Origin of the sequence: Stutzerimonas azotifigens DSM 17556 (assembly GCF_000425625.1) — a bacterium.
GTDB classification, from domain to species: Bacteria; Pseudomonadota; Gammaproteobacteria; order Pseudomonadales; family Pseudomonadaceae; genus Stutzerimonas; species Stutzerimonas azotifigens.
Genome location: NZ_AUDU01000067.1, coordinates 1 through 19,132, shown reverse-complemented (window position 1 = coordinate 19,132; position 19,132 = coordinate 1). Strand labels below are relative to the sequence as shown.

The following is a 19,132-nucleotide window of genomic DNA, read 5'->3' as shown; positions in this document are numbered from 1 at the left end:
GCCACCTATACGGCCGCCTAGTGGCGCTTGCGACCGAGCAGCGAGAACACCGTGGCAGTGCCCAGCAGTAGCGCGGCGGTCGTTGCCACAGGGTGCTGGGACGCGGTGGTGTACAGGCTGTGCTTGAGCGTGTGGCCGGGGTAGCCGCCGCTCGCCTGGCCCTCGCCGCCGGCGCCGACGCGGTCGTTGTGCAGCGAGCCCTCGGGGTTGCTGTCTGGGCGGCCGCTCTGGATGGTGTTGTAGACGAAGGTGCGCCGGGCCAGGTCGGCCAGTGCCGGGAAGTTCTGCGCCAGTTTGGTCATGAAGCCGGCGTTGCCGATGTAGACGTCGCGCTGCGGCCGCTCGGCGGCGTCGAGGATGGCGCGGGCCACCACCTCGGGCGCATAGACCGGCGGCGGGAAGGTCGGCGCGCTGTCCAGGCAGTTCTTCGAGTGGTCCATGAACAGGGTGTCGGTGGAGGACGGGCGGATCAGTGTCACCGAGACCGGCAGCTGCGACTGTTCCACCTCGATGCGCAGCACGTCGGTCATCGCCTTCACCGCGTGCTTGCTGGCGCTGTAACTGGCGTGGAAGGGCAGCGCCATCTCGGACTCGACGCTGCCGACGTTGAGGATGGCGCCGCCCTTGTCGCGCAGGTGCGCCAGGGCGATGGTCGAGCCGTAGAGCGTGCCCCAGAAGTTGGTCTGCATGACCTGGTGGTGGTCCTCGTCGCTGACCTGGTCGAGCCGGCCCCAGACCGAGGAGCCGGCGTTGTTGATCCAGGTGTCGAAGCCGCCGAAGCGTTCGATGGTCTGCTGCGCGACGCGCTCGAGGTCCTCGCGCTTGCCGACGTCCGCGGCCACGTGGAGAAGGCGGTCGCCGCCGCCGAGCTGTTGCTCGATCTCGGCCAGGGCCGGTTCGTTGCGCGACACCAGGACCACGCGCGCACCCGCTTCGGCCGCGGCGCGGGCGGTGGCCAGGCCGATGCCGCTGGATGCGCCGGTGATGACGATGACCTGCTCGCGCAGGGGTTTGAGGGAAGGTTTCATCGGGCCTCGCAAGCCGGCGATGGCCGGCGACTGGATGGGTGTCCTAGATAGAAGGCGCTGCCGCGGGGCGGTTCCGGGGCGAGGACGGGCGGTCGTGCGGGGCCATGGCATCGGCCGCTGCCATCTCCGTGGGAGACCCGCCCTCGGGGCGATGCCTGTCGCGCGGATGTCGCCGCGGGGGCGCGCCTCCCACAGGGTCCGGCGCAGCACCGCTTGCTTTTGTGGGAGGCCCGCCCTCGGGGCGATGCTCTTGTGGGCGGTGGGCCCCACCATCATTCGCGGCCAAGGCCGTTCCCGCGAGGAGCCCTGCCGAGGGCTTGGTTGGAGGTGTCGCAGTCAGACGGCGGTGCCGTCGTCCGCGGGGTGTGCGGCCACCTCGCCGTCCGGGTAGAGGCGGCGGATGGGCGGCTGCGGGGCACCGTCGATCGACCACTGCAGTTGCACCTCCACCTGGCCGTCGGCCGGCAGGCTGGTGCGGCTGCGGATCGGGCACTGGCGTTCCGGGCGGGTGGTCACCGCGCCCTGCTGGTGGGTGCGGTTGCCGCGGGCGCTGCCGAGCGGGGCGACGCTCAGGCGGTAGTCGATGCGCTGGCCCTGGCCCTCGAAGCACAGCGCCACGCTGAGCTGCCCGCCGGGGCCCGGTTCGAGCAGCAGGTGCGCCTGCGGCGCCGGCTGGGCGAGCGCCAGGGTGAGGGTCAGCGGCAGGCTCAGCACGGGCTTTGCTCCTGGAGAGAGGGCCGCGTCAGCGGTACTGGATGACCTGCACGGTCTGCCCGGAGCCGAACTGGATCACCTGGCTGCTCTGGCCGGAACCGTACTGCTCGATGCTGGCGTTGTTGTACGAGCCGTTCTGCAGGATGGCCGCGTAGTTGTCGGTGCCCATCTGGGTGATGGCGGCGACGTTGCCGATGCCGTACTGGGTGATGCCGGCGACCTGGTTGGCACCCTGCTGGAGGATGAAGGCTTCCTGGTCGCTGCCCTGCTGGACGATCGCCGCCAGCTCGCTGCGCCCGGCCTGGGTGAGTTCGGCGTTGTTGTCGTAGCCCTGCTGCAGCACGCTGGCCACCAGGCCGCTGGTGAGCACCGCGCCGGAGAGGGCGGGCAGGCCGTTGCCGGAGAAGCCGGCGAGGTCGGCGTTGTCCATCAGGTCGGCGGCCTGCAGCGACGGGGCGGACAGCGCGGCGGACAGGAGCAGGGCGGGGCCGAAGCGGCGAAAGACGGTGCAATCCATTGTGACCACCTGGCGTATCGATTGGCCTGATCATCGCCCCGGCCGGCACGCCCTGCCATCCATCCAACGGTGTAAAAGGGCGGGCGGGGCGGGGCGCAGGGATTAATCCGCCGCCAGCGCCGGCATGGGCGGCATCGGCGGTGGGTCGAGGTAGCGGGGCAGCGAGGTCTGCGTCAGGTCCTGGCCGGCGGCCACCGTCCACAGGTGGCGCTCGACGCCCTGGGCGACCAGGTGCGCCACCGCCGCCTCGATGGCCGAGAGCACGCACAGCTGGGCCGGTTCGTTGGTGGTGTAGCCGGCCTCGGCTTCGAGCAGCTCCTTGTACTCGATGTACTTGAACACGCTGGCCGAGCGGGCGATGGAATAGATCGTCTTGGAGGTCATCACGTTGGCCAGCACCTGGCTGCTGCGCACGTCCACCGCGCGCAGGTTCACCGTGACCTGGTCGACCCGGTATTCCTGGGAGGCGCCGATGCCAAGGTAGCGCGCGCCCTGGCCGCCGGTGCGCACGTTGGTGTCGTAGCCGATGATGGCGCCCTCGAGCAGGATGTTCGCCGCGCGCAGCGAGGGTAGGTCATCGGCGATGTTGGCGGCCACCTCCGGCTTGTTCTGCGAGGCGCGGATGATCTTGCGTTCGGTCAGCACGTTCTGCAGCGATTCGCGTTCGAGCACGATGAACCAGCCGCTGGCCTGCATGGCGTCGACCAGCATGCTCGCCGCGCCCTGGGTCACGGCGGTGGAGAACGAGCTGGCCGGGTTGGGCTTGTATTGCCCGCTCTGGTCGCGGAAGCCATAGACCGCCGCCACCAGCCGGCCGCTCGGGCGCGGCAGGGCCAGCAGGTCGTGATAGGTGGAGGTGCGCGGCGTGAGGGTGGGCACGTCGCCCTGGTTGGCAGGCATGGGCTCGCGCAGCGAGCAGCCGGCAAGCAGCGTCAGCGACAGCGCCGACGCGAGAAGTCTGTTCATGTGCGGGCGTCCGTGGCCTAGTTGCTGGGATTGAGTCCGTTGATGAGGATTTCCGAGACCTCGCCGGTCAGGCGGTCGGTGATCTGCACGGTGAGCGCGCCGTCGTTGTCGAGGATGTTGACGATGAAGTCGTCGGTTTGCAGGCTGCCGGTGTTGCCGTTGCCGATATCGGTCAGCAGCTGCGACAGCAGGCGCGACTCCAGCTGGCTGGTGAAACGGTCGAGCGACGAGGTGCCGAGCGAGGCGCTCGCGCGGGCGTCGGGGTCCTTGTGGTCGTCCTGCGATTGCGCGTTGCCGAGCAGCCAGGCGCCGTTCAGCGGGCTGCCGCCGAACGACGGGTTCACCGGTGTGTAGACCAGCTCCGTGGCGTGGGCGCCCGCGGCCAGGGCGAGCAGCAGAGGGGCGGTGCCGAGCAGCGTAGGCGAGCGTTTCATAGTTCATCCCTGTCGAGATCGAAGGTGTCCTGCAGCAGGTTCTGCAGCTTGGTGCGGTTGATCTGTTCGAGCACCTGGTCGGCCGCCTGCCCGGCGATTTCCTCGAGCTGCGAGGCGTTCGGCTGCAGGAAGCGCCGGTAGACGATCTGCTGGTCGTACTCCACCCACACCAGGCTGCCCCAGCGCGCCGACGGCCGTTCGCGCACCACCAGGTCGAAGTCCATCGGGCTGACGTCCTGCAGGCGCGCGCTGAGGTAGCGGTGGAAGTCGTGGCCGAAGCGCGAGATGGTGTTGTCGATCACCAGCCCGTAGACCTCGGCCTCTTCTGCCCAGGCGCCGGCGCTCAGCCCGAGGCCGAGCGCCAGGGTGGCGATCAGGCGTGACACGATTCGGCCCAGTCCAGCCGGTCGCGCAGCATGTAGGCCGCCTCCGCTCGGTTGGACGCGCCGATCTTGCGCAACAGGTTGTGGATGTGGCTCTTGATGGTGTGCGGGCTCAGGCACAGGCGCTCGGCGATTTCCGCGTTGGACAGGCCCTTGCCGGCCAGGCTGAGGATCTCGCGCTCGCGCAGCGTCAGCGCGGCCTTGGTCTCGGCCAGCTGGCGCATGCGCCGCCACTGCCCGAGCAGGCGCTCCATCAGCGGGCGCGGCAGCCAGTCGCCGCCTTCCAGCAGCACCTGGATACCGTTGAGCAGCTGCTCGCGGGTCGAGTGGCTGTAGAACACCCCGCGGATGTTGGGGTACTGGTCGATGAGCGTCTCGGCCTGCTCGGGGCTGATGTTCACCAGCGCCACCGGCGCCGAAGGCAGTTCGCCGAGCAGCGTGGTGAGCGCCTCGGTGTCGCGCTGGCCGGCGTCGACGAGAAACAGCTGGGTGTCTTCGAGCACCGCCTTTTTCGGTGCCGAGAGCGCCACGTTCAGGCGTGCGTGGTCACCGATGAAATGGCGGAAGAACAGACCCAGCAGTTCGTTGTGGGTCAGCAGGGTGATGGTGCAAGGCGTGGATTCCCGGGGAGTCAGTTCCGCATCCATTGGTCGGTCCCTTACCAGTGGGCTGGTCTTGTTTTGTGGAAAGCTAACAAACGACCCGACCCGCTTCGTTTAGTTCAGGCATGCCGACCAGTGTAGTGCCGGAAAACCGCCATTAATCCATCGGGGTGACGAACGGCTGACGGGTGGCTGGACTCGGAGCGGCGCATGCGGATGCGCTAAGGTGCTCCGAGCGAATGATGAGGCTGCCTATGGTCGACCGCGAACTGACGCTTCGCGCACTGCTCACCGGTGTGCTGCTCGGCGCACTGCTCACCCCCTCGAACATCTACTCCGGGCTGAAGATCGGCTGGTCGTTCAACATGTCGATCATCGCCCTGCTGGTGGGCTTCAGCCTCTGGCAGGGGCTGGCCGGCCGCTTCGGCCTGCCGGGCTGGGGCCAGCTGGAAAGCAACATCACCCAGACCACCGCGTCCTCGGCCGCCTCGATCGTCTCCAGCGGGCTGGTGGCGCCGATCCCGGCCTTCACCCTGATCACCGGCCAGCAGCTGGCGCTGCTGCCGCTGACCGCCTGGGTGTTCTCGGTGAGCTTCCTCGGCATCTGGGTCGCCTGGTACCTGCGCCCGTCGCTGATCCTGCGCGCTGGGCTGCGCTTTCCCGAGGGCGTCGCCACGCTGGCGACGCTGGAGCAGATCTACGGCCACGGCCGCGAGGCGCTGCAGCGGCTGGCGGTACTCGGCGGCGGCGCGCTGCTGGCGGCGCTGGTCAAGCTCGCCGACGCGCTGCTCTGGCGCCTGCCGCGCTGGGCGCCGGGGCCGGCGCTGGAGCGGCTGACCTTCACCTTCGAACCATCGCTGCTGCTGCTCGGCTTCGGCGGCATCATCGGCCTGCGCGTGGGGCTGTCGCTGCTGCTCGGCGCGCTGCTGGCCTGGGGCGCGCTCGCACCCTGGCTGCTCGCGCGGGGGCTGGTGCGCCTGCCGGCCGATGCCAGCGGGCCGCAGTTCGCGGTACTCGTCGAATGGCTGCTGTGGCCGGGTGTCAGCCTGATGGTCTGCGCCACCCTGAGCGCGCTGGCGCTGCGGCTGTGGCGCGAGGGCCGCAGCGGGCGGGTCGCGGCGGCGCCCTCGGCCGGGCGCGGGGCCGCCGTCGGCCCGGCCCTGGGGTTGGCGCTGGCCAGCGCGCTGGTGGTGGCGCTGCAGATCGGCCTGTTCGGCATCGCCCCGCTGATGGCGCTGCTGACCATTCCCTTCGCGCTGCTGCTGGCCACGGTGGCCGCACGGGTGGTCGGCGCCACGGGGATTCCGCCGATCGGCGCCATCGGCCAGCTCTCGCAGCTCGGCTTCGGTGTCATCGCGCCGGGCCAGGTGGCGATCAACCTGATGAGCGCCAACACCGCCGGCGGCGCGGCCGGGCAGTGCACCGACCTGCTGAACGATTTCAAGGTCGGCCATGCGCTTGGGGCGAGTCCGTCGCGACAGGCGCTGGCGCAATGCGCCGGCATCCTCATCGGCAGCCTGGTCGGCGTGCTGGCCTATCGCGCGCTGATTCCCGACCCCCAGGCGATGCTGGTCACGCCGGAGTGGCCGGCGCCGGCGGTGGCGACCTGGAAGGCGGTGGCCGAGGCGCTGACCGGCGGGCTCGGCGCGCTGAGTGCCGACATCCGCCTGGCGCTGCTCGGCGGCGCGCTGGCCGGGCTCGGCCTGGGGCTGCTGGAGGTCTTCGCCCGCCCGCCGCTGGCGCGCTGGCTGCCGAGCCCGGCGGCCCTCGGTCTGGCCTTCATCATCCCGGCCTCGGTGTCGCTGACGATGGTCTTCGGCGCCTTGCTCGCCTGGCTGATCGTCGCCCGCTGGCGCAGCCTCGGCGAGCGCTTCGTGATCGTCGCCGCCGCCGGGCTGGTCGCCGGGGAGAGCATCGCCGGGGTCGGCATTTCGTTCTGGCAATTGCTAGGCTGATCCTCCTCCCGACCGGCGGCCGGCCGCCAGCTCGCGGGCCAGACGCCAGCCGCCGGACGGTTCCCGTGCGCAGCGCAAAGGCCGGAACCCCGCTCGAACGGCGCTGCCCGAATCAGGGTAAGCGAACGTTGGAGGAAGCAGCATGAACATCAAACGACTCGCCGCCTTCACCTTCATCGGGCTGATCTCGGCAGCCGGCCTGGCGCAGGCCAATGACGAAATCGGTGAAGACGATCACCTGAACAGCGACCGCGATCGCAGCACGCTCGAGCGCGGCAATGACAGCGGCACCACCGGCACCGGCACGCCGGGTGCCGGCACCATGGACAGCGGAACGGGTACGGGCAGCGGAACCGGCGGCATGGGCGGCGGTACGGGCATGGGCAGCGGCAGCATGGACAGCGGCTCCGGCTCCGGCTCCGGCGCGGCCGGCCCGAGCACCGGTGGCGGCGCCGGTACCGGCACGTCTGGCGGCGCCGCCACCAGCGGCTCCGGCGGCAACTGACCCGTCTCACTACCTGGAGGACAACGCCATGCGTATCCACCGTTTGACCGCGCTCGTCCTGGCCGGCCTGCTCGCCGGCAACGGCCTGGCCTTCGCCGGCGACGATCACGACAAGGAGCACGATAACGGGCACGACGCGACCGACGTCGAGGTGGACGGCACCACCGGCGTCGGCCGCGATGCCGACGACGACGTCGAACTCAAGCAGTACGACCAGATGGAGGACCGACCCGGCGACGACGACAGCACCAGCACCGGTTCCGGCGGCTCGGGCGGCTCTGGCGGCGGTTCCGGCGGGGGCGGCGGCAGCTGATCTCCGTCGAGTCCATGCGGGTACCGGCGCCGGTCGGTGCCCGCACTTCATGCCAACCGGGAGACCGCCATGCGCACATTCGGCCTGCTCGGCCTCGGCCTCGTCCTGCTGGCTGGCGGCCCGGCTCTTGCCGGCGTCGCCGACCAGCCGGAAAAGGCCCGTAGCCATCCGCTCGACACGCGCGAGCCGCGTCAGGAAATCATCGAGCGCCCCGATACGAACGGCCCGCGCGATCCTTCGGCGCCTGCCGTGGAAGACGGCCGGCAGGGCCATTCCACGCGCGACCGGCCCATCGAAGACCGGGCCCCCGAATGCCATGCCCGGCGAGTTGCCAGAACGCGAGGACGACACCTCCGGCACCTGAGCGCGTGCTCGCGGCGCCACGCCGTCGCCTGAAACCGGGCCTTCCCGTTGGCGTTCGAACCGGAAGACGCCGGCCGGCGTACGGAAGCTAAGCTGAAGGAGCCGATCGCCGCCGCTGGCGCTCGCCCGTCAGCCGAACAAGGACAAGACCCGCATGACCCGCAAGCACTACATCGTGGCGCTCGACCAGGGTACGACCAGCTCGCGCGCCATCGTCCTGGACCGCGACGCCAACGTCGTCAGCATCGCCCAGCGCGAGTTCACCCAGCACTATCCGCAGCCAGGCTGGGTCGAGCACGACCCGATGGAGATCTGGGCCACGCAGAGCGCCACCTTCGTCGAGGCCCTGGCGCAGGCCGGCATCGGCCACGAGCAGGTCGCCGCCATCGGCATCACCAACCAGCGCGAGACCGCAGTGGTCTGGGACAAGGCCAGCGGCCGCCCGGTGTACAACGCCATCGTCTGGCAGAGCCGGCAGAGCACGGCGATCTGCGACCAGCTGCGGCAGGACGGCATGGAACAGCACATCCGCCGCACCACCGGGCTGGTCATCGACCCCTACTTCTCCGGCACCAAGGTCAAGTGGATCCTCGACCGTGTCGAGGGCAGCCGCGAACGCGCGCGGCGCGGTGAGCTGCTGTTCGGCACCATCGATTCCTGGCTGATCTGGAAGATGACCCAGGGCCGGGTGCACGTGACCGACTACACCAACGCCTCGCGCACGCTGCTGTTCGACATTCACCGCAAGGCCTGGGACCCGGTGATGCTCGAGGCGCTGGACGTGCCCGTGCAGATGTTGCCCGAGGTGCGCGGCTCGGCCGAGGTCTACGGCCACGCCACGCTGGGCGTGGAGGCGCCGGGCATTCCCATCGCCGGGATCGCCGGCGACCAGCAGGCGGCGCTGTTCGGGCAGATGTGCGTCGAGCCGGGGCAGGCCAAGAACACCTACGGCACCGGCTGCTTCCTGCTGATGAACACCGGCGAGCACGCGGTGCAGTCGGCCCACGGCCTGCTCACCACCATGGCCTGCGGGCCGTGCGGCGAGGTCAACTACGCCCTCGAGGGGGCGATCTTCAACGCCGGCTCGACTGTGCAGTGGCTGCGCGACGAGCTGAAGGTGATCAACGATTCGTTCGATTCCGAATACTTCGCCACCAAGGTCGCCGACAGCAATGGCGTCTACCTGGTGCCGGCGTTCACCGGGCTCGGCGCGCCCTACTGGGACCCCTACGCGCGCGGCGCGCTGTTCGGCCTGACCCGCGGGGTGAAGATGGACCACCTGATCCGCGCCACCCTGGAGTCGATCGCCTACCAGACCCGCGACGTGCTCGATGCCATGCAGCAGGACGCCGGCGAGCGCCTGCGCGGCCTGCGCGTGGACGGCGGGGCGGTGGCCAACAATTTCCTCATGCAGTTCCAGGCCGACCTGCTCGGCACCCCGGTGGAGCGCCCGGCGATGAAGGAGACCACCGCCCTCGGTGCCGCCTACCTGGCCGGTCTCGCCACCGGCTACTGGGGCAGCCTCGACGAACTGCGCAGCAAGGCCACCATCGAGCGGGTGTTCGAGCCGGCGATGAGCCCCGAGCACCGCGAGCGGCTCTACCGCGGCTGGCGCAAGGCGGTCGAGCGCACCCGCGGCTGGGCGCAGGACTGAGCCGGCGACGGGCGCGGGCGGGCACCCCGCCGCTGGCTGGCATCGTGCCGGTCGCTGGGGCATCCTGCGGGCGACAGGATGGCCAAGGATCCCGCCCATGAGTCTCGCCCCCCGGCAGCAGCGCATTCTCGAGCTGGTCCGCAGCCGTGGCTACGTGAGCATCGAAGAGCTCGCCACCCATTTCACCGTCACCCCGCAGACCATCCGCCGCGACATCAACCAGCTCGCCGAGGCCGGCCGGTTGCGCCGCTACCACGGCGGCGCAGCCCATGACTCGAGCGTCGAGAACACCGCCTACAGCATGCGTGCCGGGCAGATGCGCGAGGAAAAGAAGCGCATCGCCCAGGCCGTCGCCGCACAGGTGCCGGACCACGCCTCGCTGTTCATCAACATCGGCACCACCACCGAGGCGATCGCCCAGGCGCTGCTCGGCCACGCGGGGCTGAAGGTGATCACCAACAACCTGCACGTGGCCAACATCCTCTGCAGCAAGCCCGACTTCGACGTGCTGCTGGCCGGCGGCAGCGTGCGCAGCGACGGCGGCGTGGTCGGCCAGGCGACCGCCGACTTCATCCGCCAGTTCAGGGTCGACTACGCGCTGGTCGGCATCAGCGGCATCGACGAGGACGGCACCCTGCTGGATTTCGACTACCGCGAGGTGCAGGTCTCCCAGGCGATCGTCGAGAACGCCCGCCAGGTATTTCTCGCCGCCGACTCGAGCAAGTTCGGCCGCAACGCCATGACCCGCCTGGGCACCCTGGCGCAGATCGACGCGCTCTTCACCGACGCCGACCCGGGCGAGCCCTTCAGGCAGTTGCTGCGCCAGCACAAGGTCGAACTGTTCCGCTGCTGAGGGGCTGCCTGTTCGCTTTCGTCGGAAAAGGCGTTTTTCATCGACGGATGCCGGGCGGCCGGCTGGCGAATGTCACAATCTGTGCGTAGGTTTGTTCGAAAACGAACATTCGATGTTTGGTTTCGAACGATCCCAGCCGGGGCGCAGGAGGCACGCCATGGTCCAGCCGCATTCTCCCTCCGAGCCGCTCGCCGAGGTCTATGACCTGGTGGTGATCGGCGGTGGCATCAACGGCGTCGGCATCGCCGCGGATGCCGCCGGCCGCGGGTTGTCGGTGCTGCTTTGCGAGCGCGACGATCTGGCCAGCCATACCTCCTCGGCGAGCAGCAAGCTGATCCATGGCGGGTTGCGCTACCTGGAGCATTACGAGTTCCGGCTGGTGCGCGAGGCGCTGGCCGAGCGGGAAGTGCTGCTGCGCAAGGCGCCGCACCTCGTCCGGCCGCTGCGCTTCGTCCTGCCGCACCGGCCGCACCTGCGTCCGGCCTGGATGATTCGCGCCGGGCTGTTCCTCTACGACCATCTCGGCAAGCGCGAGCGCCTGCCGGGCTCGCGCGGGCTGCGCTTCGGCGCCGACGGTCCGCTCAAGGCGGAAATCCGCCGGGGCTTCGAGTACTCCGACTGCTGGGTCGACGACGCCCGGCTGGTGGTGCTCAACGCCATCGCCGCGCATGAGCATGGCGCGCACCTGCACACCCATACCACCTGCACCGCGGCACGGCGGATCGGCGAGCGCTGGGAGGTGGACCTGTCCCGTGCCGACGACAGCCGCTTCTCGGTCAGCTGCCGTGCCCTGGTCAATGCCGCGGGGCCCTGGGTGGCGCAGGTCATCGGTACGCAGCTGAAGGACAAGTCGCCCTACGGCATCCGCCTGATCCAGGGCAGCCACATCGTCGTACCGAAGCTCTACGAGGGCGATCACGCCTACATCCTGCAGAACGAGGACCGGCGCATCGTCTTCACCATTCCCTATCTCGGGCGCTACACCCTGATCGGCACCACCGACCGCGAGTACCAGGGCGACCCTGCGCAGGTGCGGATCACCGAAGCCGAGATCGACTACCTGCTGGACGTGGTGCGCGAGCACTTCCGCCAGGCGCCGGGCCGCGAGCAGATCCTGCATACCTTCTCCGGGGTGCGGCCGCTGTGTGACGACGAGTGCGACGAACCCTCGGTGATCACCCGCGACTACACGCTGGCGCTGTCGGACGGAGGCCCGCCGCTGCTCTCGGTGTTCGGCGGCAAGCTGACCACCTACCGCAAACTGGCCGAGGCCGCGCTGGCGCGGCTGCAGCCGTACTTTCCGCACATGGGCCCGGCCTGGACCGCCAGCGCGCCCCTGCCTGGGGGGGAGAACATGACCAGCGCCGCCGAGCTCGCGGCCCGGCTGAGGTCGGAAGTGGCCGGATTGCCGGAGCGCCTGGCCGAACGCTGGGCGACCAGCTACGGCGGGCGCAGCTGGACGCTGCTCGCCGGCGCGCGCGAGCTGGACGAACTCGGGGAGCGCCTGGGCGCGGACCTGTACGCGCGCGAGGTGGACTACCTCTGTACCCACGAGTGGGCCACGCGGGCCGACGACGTCCTCTGGCGGCGGACCAAGCTGGGACTGGTCTTCACCGAGGAGGAGCGCCTGGCGCTGGAACGCTACCTCGCCGGGGGTTCGGCGGGGAGGGCGCCGAACGCGGCCTGAGGGGTGGCCTCTCCTCGAGGGAGAAGATGGCCCTCAGTGCGGTGGTTCAGTGCTGGTGCATGGCATGGCGCAGGGCTCCGGTCGCAGGCAGAGCCTGCTCCTACAGGGATGCGTCGCGCTCGCTGGCAGCGACGGTGCGCGCTTTTCCCTTCTCCCTGCGGGAGAAGGTGGCCCGCAGGGCCGGATGAGGGGGCGCAGGCATCCTGATCAAACAAAAAGGGAGGCCGAAGCCTCCCTTGTTCGTTACATCGATCGGCTCAGAACAGCACGCGGCTGCGGATGGTGCCGTGCACCTGCTGCAGCTTTTCCAGCGCCAGGTCGGAGTATTCGGCGTCGACGTCGATCACCACGTAGCCGACCTTCTCGTTGGTCTGCAGGAACTGGCCGCAGATGTTGATGCCGTTGTCGGCGAACACCTTGTTGATCTCGCTCATCACGCCCGGGATGTTCTGGTGGATGTGCAGCAGGCGGTGCTTGCCCGGGTGCGACGGCAGCGCCACTTCGGGGAAGTTGACCGAGGACACCGAGGTGCCGTTGTCGCTGTACTTGACCAGCTTCTCGGCGACCTCCAGGCCGATGTTGGCCTGGGCTTCGGCGGTGGATCCACCGATGTGCGGGGTCAGGATCACGCGGTCGAGGCCGCGAAGCGGGGTCTGGAATTCCTCGTCGTTGGACTTCGGCTCGACCGGGAACACGTCGATGGCGGCGCCGATCAGGTGCTCGTCCTTGATCGCCTGGGCCAGGGCTTCCAGCTCGACCACGGTGCCGCGCGCGGCATTGATCAGGATGCCGCCCTTCTTCATCGCGCGGATTTCCTTCTCGCCGATCATCCACTGGGTGGAGGGCAGTTCCGGCACGTGCAGGGTGACGATGTCGCACATGCCCAGCAGCTCGTAGAGCGAGCCGATCTGGGTGGCGTTGCCCAGCGGCAGCTTGGTCACCACGTCGTAGAAGTAGACCTGCATGCCGAGCGCCTCGGCCAGCACCGACAGCTGGGTGCCGATCGAGCCGTAGCCGATGATGCCGAGCTTCTTGCCGCGGATCTCGAAGGAGTTGGCCGCCGACTTGATCCAGCCGCCGCGATGGCAGGCGGCGTTCTTTTCCGGGATGCCGCGCAGCAGCAGGATGGCTTCGGCCAGCACCAGCTCGGCCACGGAGCGGGTGTTGGAGTAGGGTGCGTTGAACACCGCGATGCCGCGCTCGCGGGCGGCGTCGAGGTCGACCTGGTTGGTGCCGATGCAGAAGCAGCCGACGGCGATCAGTTTCTTGGCGGCGTCGAAGACGTCTTCGGTGAGCTGGGTGCGCGAGCGGATGCCGAGGAAGTGGGCGTCGGCGATCTTTTCCTTCAGCTCGTCGCCCGAGAGCGCGGTCTTGAGGTATTCGATGTTGGTGTAGCCGGCGGCTTTCAGCGTGTCGACCGCGTTCTGGTGAACCCCTTCGAGAAGAAGGAATTTGATCTTGCTCTTGTCGAGAGAGGTCTTGCTCATCTGCGTAAACCTGTTGGCCGAAGGGTCTGACTGATGTGCACGAGCGGAGCCGCAGCGCCAGGAGCCGCACCGTGGTGTCTGCCGAAGCACGTCGAAAAGGGTGCGTATGCTAGCATACGGTCCCCGCTGGACACCCCAGCCCTGAGGTGAAGCGTACTCAGGGTGACCATGAATTCGCTGAGAGTTTCCATCATGACCGACTCCGCCCTGATCGAAGAGCTGAAGACCCTGGTCGAGGCCGGCAAGGTACTGACCGATGCCGATTCGCTGACTGCCTACGGCAAGGACTGGACCAAGCAATACGCGCCGGCGCCGAGCGCCATCGTCTTCCCCAAGAGCATCGAGCAGGTGCAGGCGATCGTGCACTGGGCCAACCGTCACAAGGTCGGCCTGGTGCCGTCCGGCGGCCGCACCGGCCTGTCTGCCGCGGCGGTCGCGCCGAACGGCGAGGTGGTCGTGTCCTTCGACTACATGAACCGGATTCTCGACTTCAACGCCACCGATCGCACGGTGGTCTGCCAGCCCGGCGTGATCACCGCGCAGCTGCAGCAGTTCGCCGAGGACAAGGGCCTGTACTACCCGGTCGACTTCGCCTCCGCCGGCTCCAGCCAGATCGGCGGCAACATCGGCACCAACGCCGGCGGCATCAAGGTGATCCGCTACGGCATGACCCGCAACTGGGTCGCCGGCCTGAAGGTGGTGACCGGCAAGGGCGACCTGCTCGAGCTGAACAAGGACCTGATCAAGAACGCCACCGGCTACGACCTGCGCCAGTTGTTCATCGGCGCGGAGGGCACGCTGGGCTTCGTCGTCGAGGCGACCATGCGCCTGGAGCGGCAGCCGACCAACCTCACCGCGATGGTCCTCGGCACGCCGGATTTCGACTCCATCATGCCGGTGCTGCACGCCTTCCAGGACAAGATGGACCTGACCGCCTTCGAGTTCTTCTCCGACAAGTGCCTGGACAAGCTCATGGCCCGCGGCGATGTACCGGCGCCCTTCGAGACCCGCGCGCCCTTCTACGCGCTGCTGGAATTCGAAGCCACCACCGAGGAGCGTGCCGAGCAGGCGCTGGCCACCTTCGAGCACTGCGTCAACGAGGGCTGGGTGGTCGACGGCGTGATGAGCCAGAGCGAGCAGCAGCTGGAAAACCTCTGGAAGCTGCGCGAGTACATCTCCGAGACCATCTCGCACTTCATTCCGTACAAGAACGACATCTCGGTGACCGTGAGCAAGGTACCGGCCTTCCTCGCCGACATCGACGCCATCGTCAGCCAGAACTACCCGGACTTCGAGGTGCTCTGGTACGGGCACATCGGTGATGGCAATCTGCACCTGAACATCCTCAAGCCCGAGAGCCTGTCCAAGGAGCAGTTCTTCGACAAGTGCGCCTCGGTGAATAAGTGGGTGTTCGAAACGGTGGAAAAGTACAACGGCTCGATTTCCGCCGAACACGGCGTCGGCCTGACCAAGCGCGACTACCTGACCTACAGCCGCTCGGAAGCCGAGATCGCCTATATGAAGGCGATCAAGGCGGCGTTCGACCCCAACGGCATCATGAACCCGGGCAAGGTCTTTCCGCTCAGCTGAACCCTCGATAGCGACCCCGACGGCCGTGCCGGTACAGTCATCCGGCGCGGCCCGACGGTCGCGTGTCCGTCCGGACCCCACAAGGAGCCGGCACGCCTCTTCCAAGGAGATATAACAATGAGCTACCAGCACCAGTACGTAGACGGCACCCCGATCCACTTCCCGCTGGGCAAGGCCGTGTGCATCGGGCGCAACTACGCCGAGCACGCCAAGGAACTGAACAACCCGGTTCCCACCGAGCCCCTGCTGTTCATCAAGACCGGCAGTTGCGCCGTTCCGCTGGCCGGCGGCTTCTCCATTCCGGCCGACCGGGGCGCGGTGCATTTCGAGGCCGAGATCGCCGTGTTGATCGGCAAGCCGCTGTCGCGCTCGCCGAGCGCCGAAGAGGTACGCGACGCCATCTCCGGCTTCGCCCCGGCGCTGGATCTCACCCTTCGCGACGTGCAGGCGCGGATGAAGGAGAAGGGCCAGCCGTGGGAACTGGCCAAGAGCTTCGACGGCGCGCTGGTGCTGGCGCCGTTCGTGCCGGGCGATGCGGTCGAGGACCTGACCGACATCGGCATCCGCCTGACGCTGGACGGCGAAGTCCGCCAGGACGGCAACAGCCGCGACATGCTCAACCCCATCCTGCCGCTGCTGCAGCACATCGCCGCGCACTTCAGCCTGCAGCCGGGCGACGTGGTGCTGACCGGCACGCCGGTGGGCGTCGGCCCGCTGACCAGCGGCAGCGAGGTGGTGCTCGAACTGGTGGGGCTGTCGCGCTTCGAAAGCCGGGTGCTCTAAGCCCGCCAGGCGCGTCCCGGTGACGCTTGCGCCGCGACGCCGATTGCTGCGCTGGTCGGCCGCGGCGCTCGCCCTGGCCGTGACTGTCGGCCTGGTGCGCTACCATCATCTCGATGACCGGCTCGGCTACCTTGTCGCCGAGCGGTTTCAGAGCCAGGACGTGCGCGAAGCGAGCATCTGGTTGCCCGGCTACCGGGCGGTGGTGCAAGCCAAGCCGCTGCCCGGGCTCGAGGACGACGAAACCTCGGACCTGGCCTACAACCGCCTGACCGGCACGCTGTTCACGGTGACCGGGCGCGACCCGCAGCTGGTGGAGCTCAGCCGCACCGGCGACATCCTGCGGCGGATTCGCCTGCTCGGTTTCTCCAACCCGGAAGGCGTGGCCGTGCTCGAAGGCAGCACCATGGCGATCGTCGACGAGCGTCGGCGGACGCTGTCGCTCTTCGAACTGGACCCGGCGATGACGCACCTGAGCGTGCTCGACACCCTCGAGTTCGACCTGGGCTATCCGGAGGCCGGCAACAAGGGCTTCGAAGGCATCGCCTGGGACGACCGTCAGCAGCGCCTGCTGCTGGGCAAGGAGCGCGAGCCGCGGGCCCTGTTCAGCTGGCCGAGCGACGGCTCGCCGCGGCTGCTCGGGCAGATGCAGGCACTCGATGGCCCGGAGCCGCAGCTGCGCAACCTTTCGGCGCTCAGTATCGATCCGCGTACCGGTCACGCACTGGTACTCTCGGCGCAGTCCAACCTGCTGCTCGAACTCGACCAGCAGGGCGAGCCGGTGTCGTTCATCAGTCTGCTGCGCGGCTTCAACGGCCTGGCGCAAAGTATCCCGCGCGCCGAAGGCGTGGCGATGGACGAGGAGGGGACGATCTACATCGTCAGCGAGCCCAACCTCTTCTATGTCTTCCGCAAGGAGGCGGTCGCCCAGGGAGACGGGGCACCGCCCGGATAGCCGGTTGAACGAACGTCGGGCCCGGGCGTCGGAGGTAGGCTGTTAAGCCGCCGTTCAGGCAAGCTGGGCACCCTTTTTATCTCTCTGGTCATGGCTGATCCCTCATGTCGCGCACCCTGAAAATCCCGCTGCTGATCGCGTTTCTCCTGTTGCTGCTGGTCGGCGGTACCCTGGCCGAGCGGCGGCATCATTTCCTCGAGCGCAACTGGTTCGAGTTCGGTCAGTCGCTGCGCGATCGGGCACCGGAGGATTCGCTGTGGCTTCCGGGCTACCGCGTGGTAACGCAGGCGCTGGTGATCGAGGGGGTCGACAGCGACCTGTCGGCGCTGACCTACGATCCCGACCGCAACCTGCTGCTGAGCCTGACCAACAAGAACACGCACCTGATCGAGATGGATCTGGCCGGGCGCGTGCTGCGGCGCATCCCGATGCGGGGATTCGGCGATCCCGAGGCGCTGGAGTACATCGGCCCCGGCACCTTCGTCGTCACCGAAGAGCGCAACCAGCGGCTGTACCGGATTCGCATCGACGACCAGACCCGCGTCGTCGAGGCCAGCGAGGGCGTGCAGCTGTCGCTGGGCCTCAACCCGCAAAGCAACGAGGGCTTCGAGGGTTCGGCCTTCGATCCGGCGGCCGGCCGGCTGTACATCGCCAAGGAGCGCGACCCGCTCAGCATCCTGGAAATCGACGGCTTCACCAACATGGGGGCGATGGCCGCCCGGCCGGGCTTGCACGTGCGCAGCGACCCGGACCGCGATGCGGCGCTGTTTCTCGGGGACCTGTCGAGCCTGGTGTTCGATCCGCGGACCGGCCACCTGCTGGCGCTGTCCGACGAATCGAGGATGCTGCTCGAGCTCGACGCCGCCGGCCGGCCGCTCAGCAGCCTGTCGCTCGACGCCGGGCGGCACGGGCTGACCGACAGCGTTCCGCAGGCCGAAGGCGTCACCATGGACGCCGAGGGCAACATCTACGTGATCAGCGAGCCGAACCTGTTCTACGTGTTCAGCCGCGAAGGCAACGGCACTCCCGGCAGCTGAGCGAGCGGGCTTCAGCGGGTCAGGGTGACCACCCCTTCCGCGGTGCCGAGCAGCAGCAGGTCGGCCGGTCGCGCGGCGAACAGGCCGTTGGTGACCACACCGACGATGTTGTTGATGCGCTCTTCCAGCTGGGTGGGGCTGTCGATCTGCAGGTTGTGCACGTCGAGAATGATGTTGCCGTTGTCGGTCGTCACGCCCTCGCGGTAGACCGGGTCGCCGCCGAGCTTCACCAGCTGCCGCGCGACGTGGCTGCGCGCCATGGGAATCACCTCCACCGGCAGCGGGAAGCGGCCGAGCAGGTCGACCTTCTTGCTCGCATCGGCGATGCAGATGAACTGCTTGGCCACCGCCGCGACGATCTTCTCGCGGGTCAGCGCGGCGCCGCCGCCCTTGATCAGCTCCAGCCGCTCGTTGGCCTCGTCCGCGCCGTCGACGTAGAACTCCAGCTCCGCCACCGTGTTCAGGTCGTACACCGGAATCCCGTGCTGCTTGAGCCGCTGCGCGGTGCCTTCGGAACTGGCGACGGCGCCGTCGAAGGCCGTCTTGTGCCGCGCCAGCAGGTCGATGAAGAAGTTCGCCGTCGAGCCGGTACCGACCCCGACGATGCTCTTCTCGTCCAAGTGCGGAAGGATGTGATCGACCGCGGCCTGTGCGACGGCTTGCTTGAGCTGATCCTGGGTCATGCGGGGCTCCCCGAGTCGGTGAAAGGCAGGGGGCGGAGTATAGCGGGGGAGAGCGCGAAGGAGGGGGTCGCCAAGGGGGCGGTTCGTTCACGGGGAATCAACTTGGCCTTCGGTTTCGGAAGGCTTGCCAACGCCAGCGGTCACTTGCCAGGAAGCCCCTTCACACATCCAGCCCGCGTTCGCGCTCCAGATCGATCAAGCGTGTGGTCGGGCCGTCAGGGTGCAGGCGCTCGGTGACGATTTGCGGCCAGCGGTTGCAGCAGCGGCGCTTGGCGATGGCGTAGGTGTATGCCTGTAGCCAATGCATGGGGGTGAATGGGCGCTCAAGCCAGGCGTGCAGGCGCTGGGCTGCACTGCACTTCGGCGAAGATATCGATGATCGAACGCTGTGGGTCGCGCTGGCGCAGGGCTTGCACCTGGCGGCTCTGGCGTAGCAGCTCCTCGCTGGGTTTGGCCCATTGCTCGGGTGGTAGCGGTTGCGACCATTCGCGCATGGCTTCGGGAATGTCCCGGCGGTGCATGCGCTTGACCCTGGCCACTTCCCACTCGGTGAGGCGGAAGGGCAGCGTCCACAGAGTCATCGCGTGGTAGAGGTACCAGCCGAACACGTAGAAACCGCCCACTTC

21 protein-coding genes and 1 pseudogene are annotated in these 19,132 nt (G+C 68.5%); 11 read left to right on the top strand and 11 right to left on the bottom strand.

The annotated features are described in order from the left end of the window. Window positions 1–17: 17 nt before the first annotated feature. The 7 genes from H610_RS0107035 to H610_RS0107005 all read right to left on the bottom strand — a co-directional run bounded on the left by H610_RS0107035 (window position 18) and on the right by H610_RS0107005 (window position 4,614). Window positions 18–1,028 (bottom strand): SDR family oxidoreductase, encoded by a 1,011-nt coding sequence (locus H610_RS0107035; RefSeq protein WP_028239022.1) that lies wholly within the window; start codon window positions 1,026–1,028, stop codon window positions 18–20. Window positions 1,029–1,364: 336 nt separating this feature from the next. Further along, window positions 1,365–1,742, bottom strand: a complete 378-nt coding sequence (locus H610_RS23405) for a hypothetical protein (RefSeq protein ID WP_051231557.1) — start codon at window positions 1,740–1,742, stop codon at window positions 1,365–1,367. Between the two features lie 28 nt (window positions 1,743–1,770). Beyond that, window positions 1,771–2,259 carry a hypothetical protein gene (locus H610_RS0107025; RefSeq protein WP_043237889.1) on the bottom strand — a complete coding sequence of 163 codons (489 nt, stop codon included), beginning with the start codon at window positions 2,257–2,259 and terminating at the stop codon, window positions 1,771–1,773. 102 nt (window positions 2,260–2,361) lie between these two features. Then, entirely contained in the window at window positions 2,362–3,225 is an 864-nt protein-coding gene (locus H610_RS0107020; RefSeq protein WP_028239020.1) for a CsgG/HfaB family protein, read from the bottom strand. Window positions 3,226–3,242: 17 nt separating this feature from the next. Continuing rightward, a complete protein-coding gene (locus tag H610_RS0107015) occupies window positions 3,243–3,659 on the bottom strand; it encodes a curli assembly protein CsgF (RefSeq protein WP_043237886.1) in 417 nt (138 codons plus the stop codon). Then, a complete protein-coding gene (csgE, locus tag H610_RS0107010) occupies window positions 3,656–4,045 on the bottom strand; it encodes a curli production assembly/transport protein CsgE (RefSeq protein WP_028239018.1) in 390 nt (129 codons plus the stop codon). Before csgE ends, H610_RS0107015 begins: the two co-directional genes overlap by 4 nt. Then, window positions 4,033–4,614, bottom strand: a complete 582-nt coding sequence (locus tag H610_RS0107005; RefSeq protein ID WP_028239017.1) for a response regulator transcription factor — start codon at window positions 4,612–4,614, stop codon at window positions 4,033–4,035. Before H610_RS0107005 ends, csgE begins: the two co-directional genes overlap by 13 nt. A 269-nt stretch (window positions 4,615–4,883) precedes the next feature. Between H610_RS0107005 and H610_RS0107000 the strand changes: the two genes are divergently transcribed. From H610_RS0107000 to glpD, 7 genes are all read left to right on the top strand, one after another. After that, on the top strand, window positions 4,884–6,599 hold the full coding sequence (locus H610_RS0107000; protein ID WP_028239016.1) for an OPT/YSL family transporter: 1,716 nt from the start codon (window positions 4,884–4,886) through the stop codon (window positions 6,597–6,599). Window positions 6,600–6,741: 142 nt separating this feature from the next. Further along, the gene (locus H610_RS0106995) at window positions 6,742–7,104 is read left to right on the top strand and encodes a hypothetical protein (protein WP_028239015.1); all 363 of its coding nucleotides are present in this window, start codon (window positions 6,742–6,744) and stop codon (window positions 7,102–7,104) included. A gap of 28 nt (window positions 7,105–7,132) precedes the next feature. After that, window positions 7,133–7,417, top strand: coding sequence for a hypothetical protein (locus H610_RS0106990; RefSeq protein ID WP_028239014.1), 285 nt, complete (start codon window positions 7,133–7,135; stop codon window positions 7,415–7,417). Between the two features lie 69 nt (window positions 7,418–7,486). Further along, window positions 7,487–7,813, top strand: a complete 327-nt coding sequence (locus H610_RS0106985) for a hypothetical protein (protein WP_028239013.1) — start codon at window positions 7,487–7,489, stop codon at window positions 7,811–7,813. Window positions 7,814–7,934: 121 nt separating this feature from the next. Next, on the top strand, window positions 7,935–9,434 hold the full coding sequence (gene glpK / locus H610_RS0106980; protein ID WP_028239012.1) for a glycerol kinase GlpK: 1,500 nt from the start codon (window positions 7,935–7,937) through the stop codon (window positions 9,432–9,434). Between the two features lie 97 nt (window positions 9,435–9,531). Then, window positions 9,532–10,287: a DeoR family transcriptional regulator gene (locus tag H610_RS0106975; RefSeq protein ID WP_028239011.1), complete on the top strand. Its 756-nt coding sequence runs from the start codon at window positions 9,532–9,534 to the stop codon at window positions 10,285–10,287. 157 nt (window positions 10,288–10,444) lie between these two features. Beyond that, window positions 10,445–11,974, top strand: coding sequence for a glycerol-3-phosphate dehydrogenase (gene glpD, locus H610_RS0106970; RefSeq protein WP_028239010.1), 1,530 nt, complete (start codon window positions 10,445–10,447; stop codon window positions 11,972–11,974). Window positions 11,975–12,231: 257 nt separating this feature from the next. Here the strand turns inward: glpD and serA are convergent, their stop codons facing one another. Beyond that, on the bottom strand, window positions 12,232–13,461 hold the full coding sequence (gene serA / locus H610_RS0106965; protein WP_028239009.1) for a phosphoglycerate dehydrogenase: 1,230 nt from the start codon (window positions 13,459–13,461) through the stop codon (window positions 12,232–12,234). 192 nt (window positions 13,462–13,653) lie between these two features. Between serA and H610_RS0106960 the strand changes: the two genes are divergently transcribed. The 4 genes from H610_RS0106960 to H610_RS0106945 all read left to right on the top strand — a co-directional run bounded on the left by H610_RS0106960 (window position 13,654) and on the right by H610_RS0106945 (window position 17,823). Continuing rightward, on the top strand, window positions 13,654–15,051 hold the full coding sequence (locus H610_RS0106960) for an FAD-binding oxidoreductase (RefSeq protein ID WP_028239008.1): 1,398 nt from the start codon (window positions 13,654–13,656) through the stop codon (window positions 15,049–15,051). Window positions 15,052–15,168: 117 nt separating this feature from the next. Further along, window positions 15,169–15,834, top strand: coding sequence for a fumarylacetoacetate hydrolase family protein (locus H610_RS0106955; protein ID WP_028239007.1), 666 nt, complete (start codon window positions 15,169–15,171; stop codon window positions 15,832–15,834). A 19-nt stretch (window positions 15,835–15,853) separates the two neighbouring features. Continuing rightward, a complete protein-coding gene (locus H610_RS0106950) occupies window positions 15,854–16,786 on the top strand; it encodes an SdiA-regulated domain-containing protein (protein WP_028239006.1) in 933 nt (310 codons plus the stop codon). Between the two features lie 104 nt (window positions 16,787–16,890). Then, window positions 16,891–17,823 (top strand): SdiA-regulated domain-containing protein, encoded by a 933-nt coding sequence (locus H610_RS0106945; protein WP_028239005.1) that lies wholly within the window; start codon window positions 16,891–16,893, stop codon window positions 17,821–17,823. A gap of 11 nt (window positions 17,824–17,834) precedes the next feature. Here H610_RS0106945 and rpiA read toward each other — a convergent pair whose 3' ends face one another. From rpiA to H610_RS0106930, 3 genes and pseudogenes are all read right to left on the bottom strand, one after another. After that, on the bottom strand, window positions 17,835–18,506 hold the full coding sequence (gene rpiA, locus H610_RS0106940; RefSeq protein ID WP_028239004.1) for a ribose-5-phosphate isomerase RpiA: 672 nt from the start codon (window positions 18,504–18,506) through the stop codon (window positions 17,835–17,837). 160 nt (window positions 18,507–18,666) lie between these two features. Next, window positions 18,667–18,813: a hypothetical protein gene (locus H610_RS25780; protein WP_169338852.1), complete on the bottom strand. Its 147-nt coding sequence runs from the start codon at window positions 18,811–18,813 to the stop codon at window positions 18,667–18,669. Between the two features lie 16 nt (window positions 18,814–18,829). Then, window positions 18,830–19,132 (bottom strand): annotated as a pseudogene (locus tag H610_RS0106930) (hypothetical protein); the annotation flags it as partial.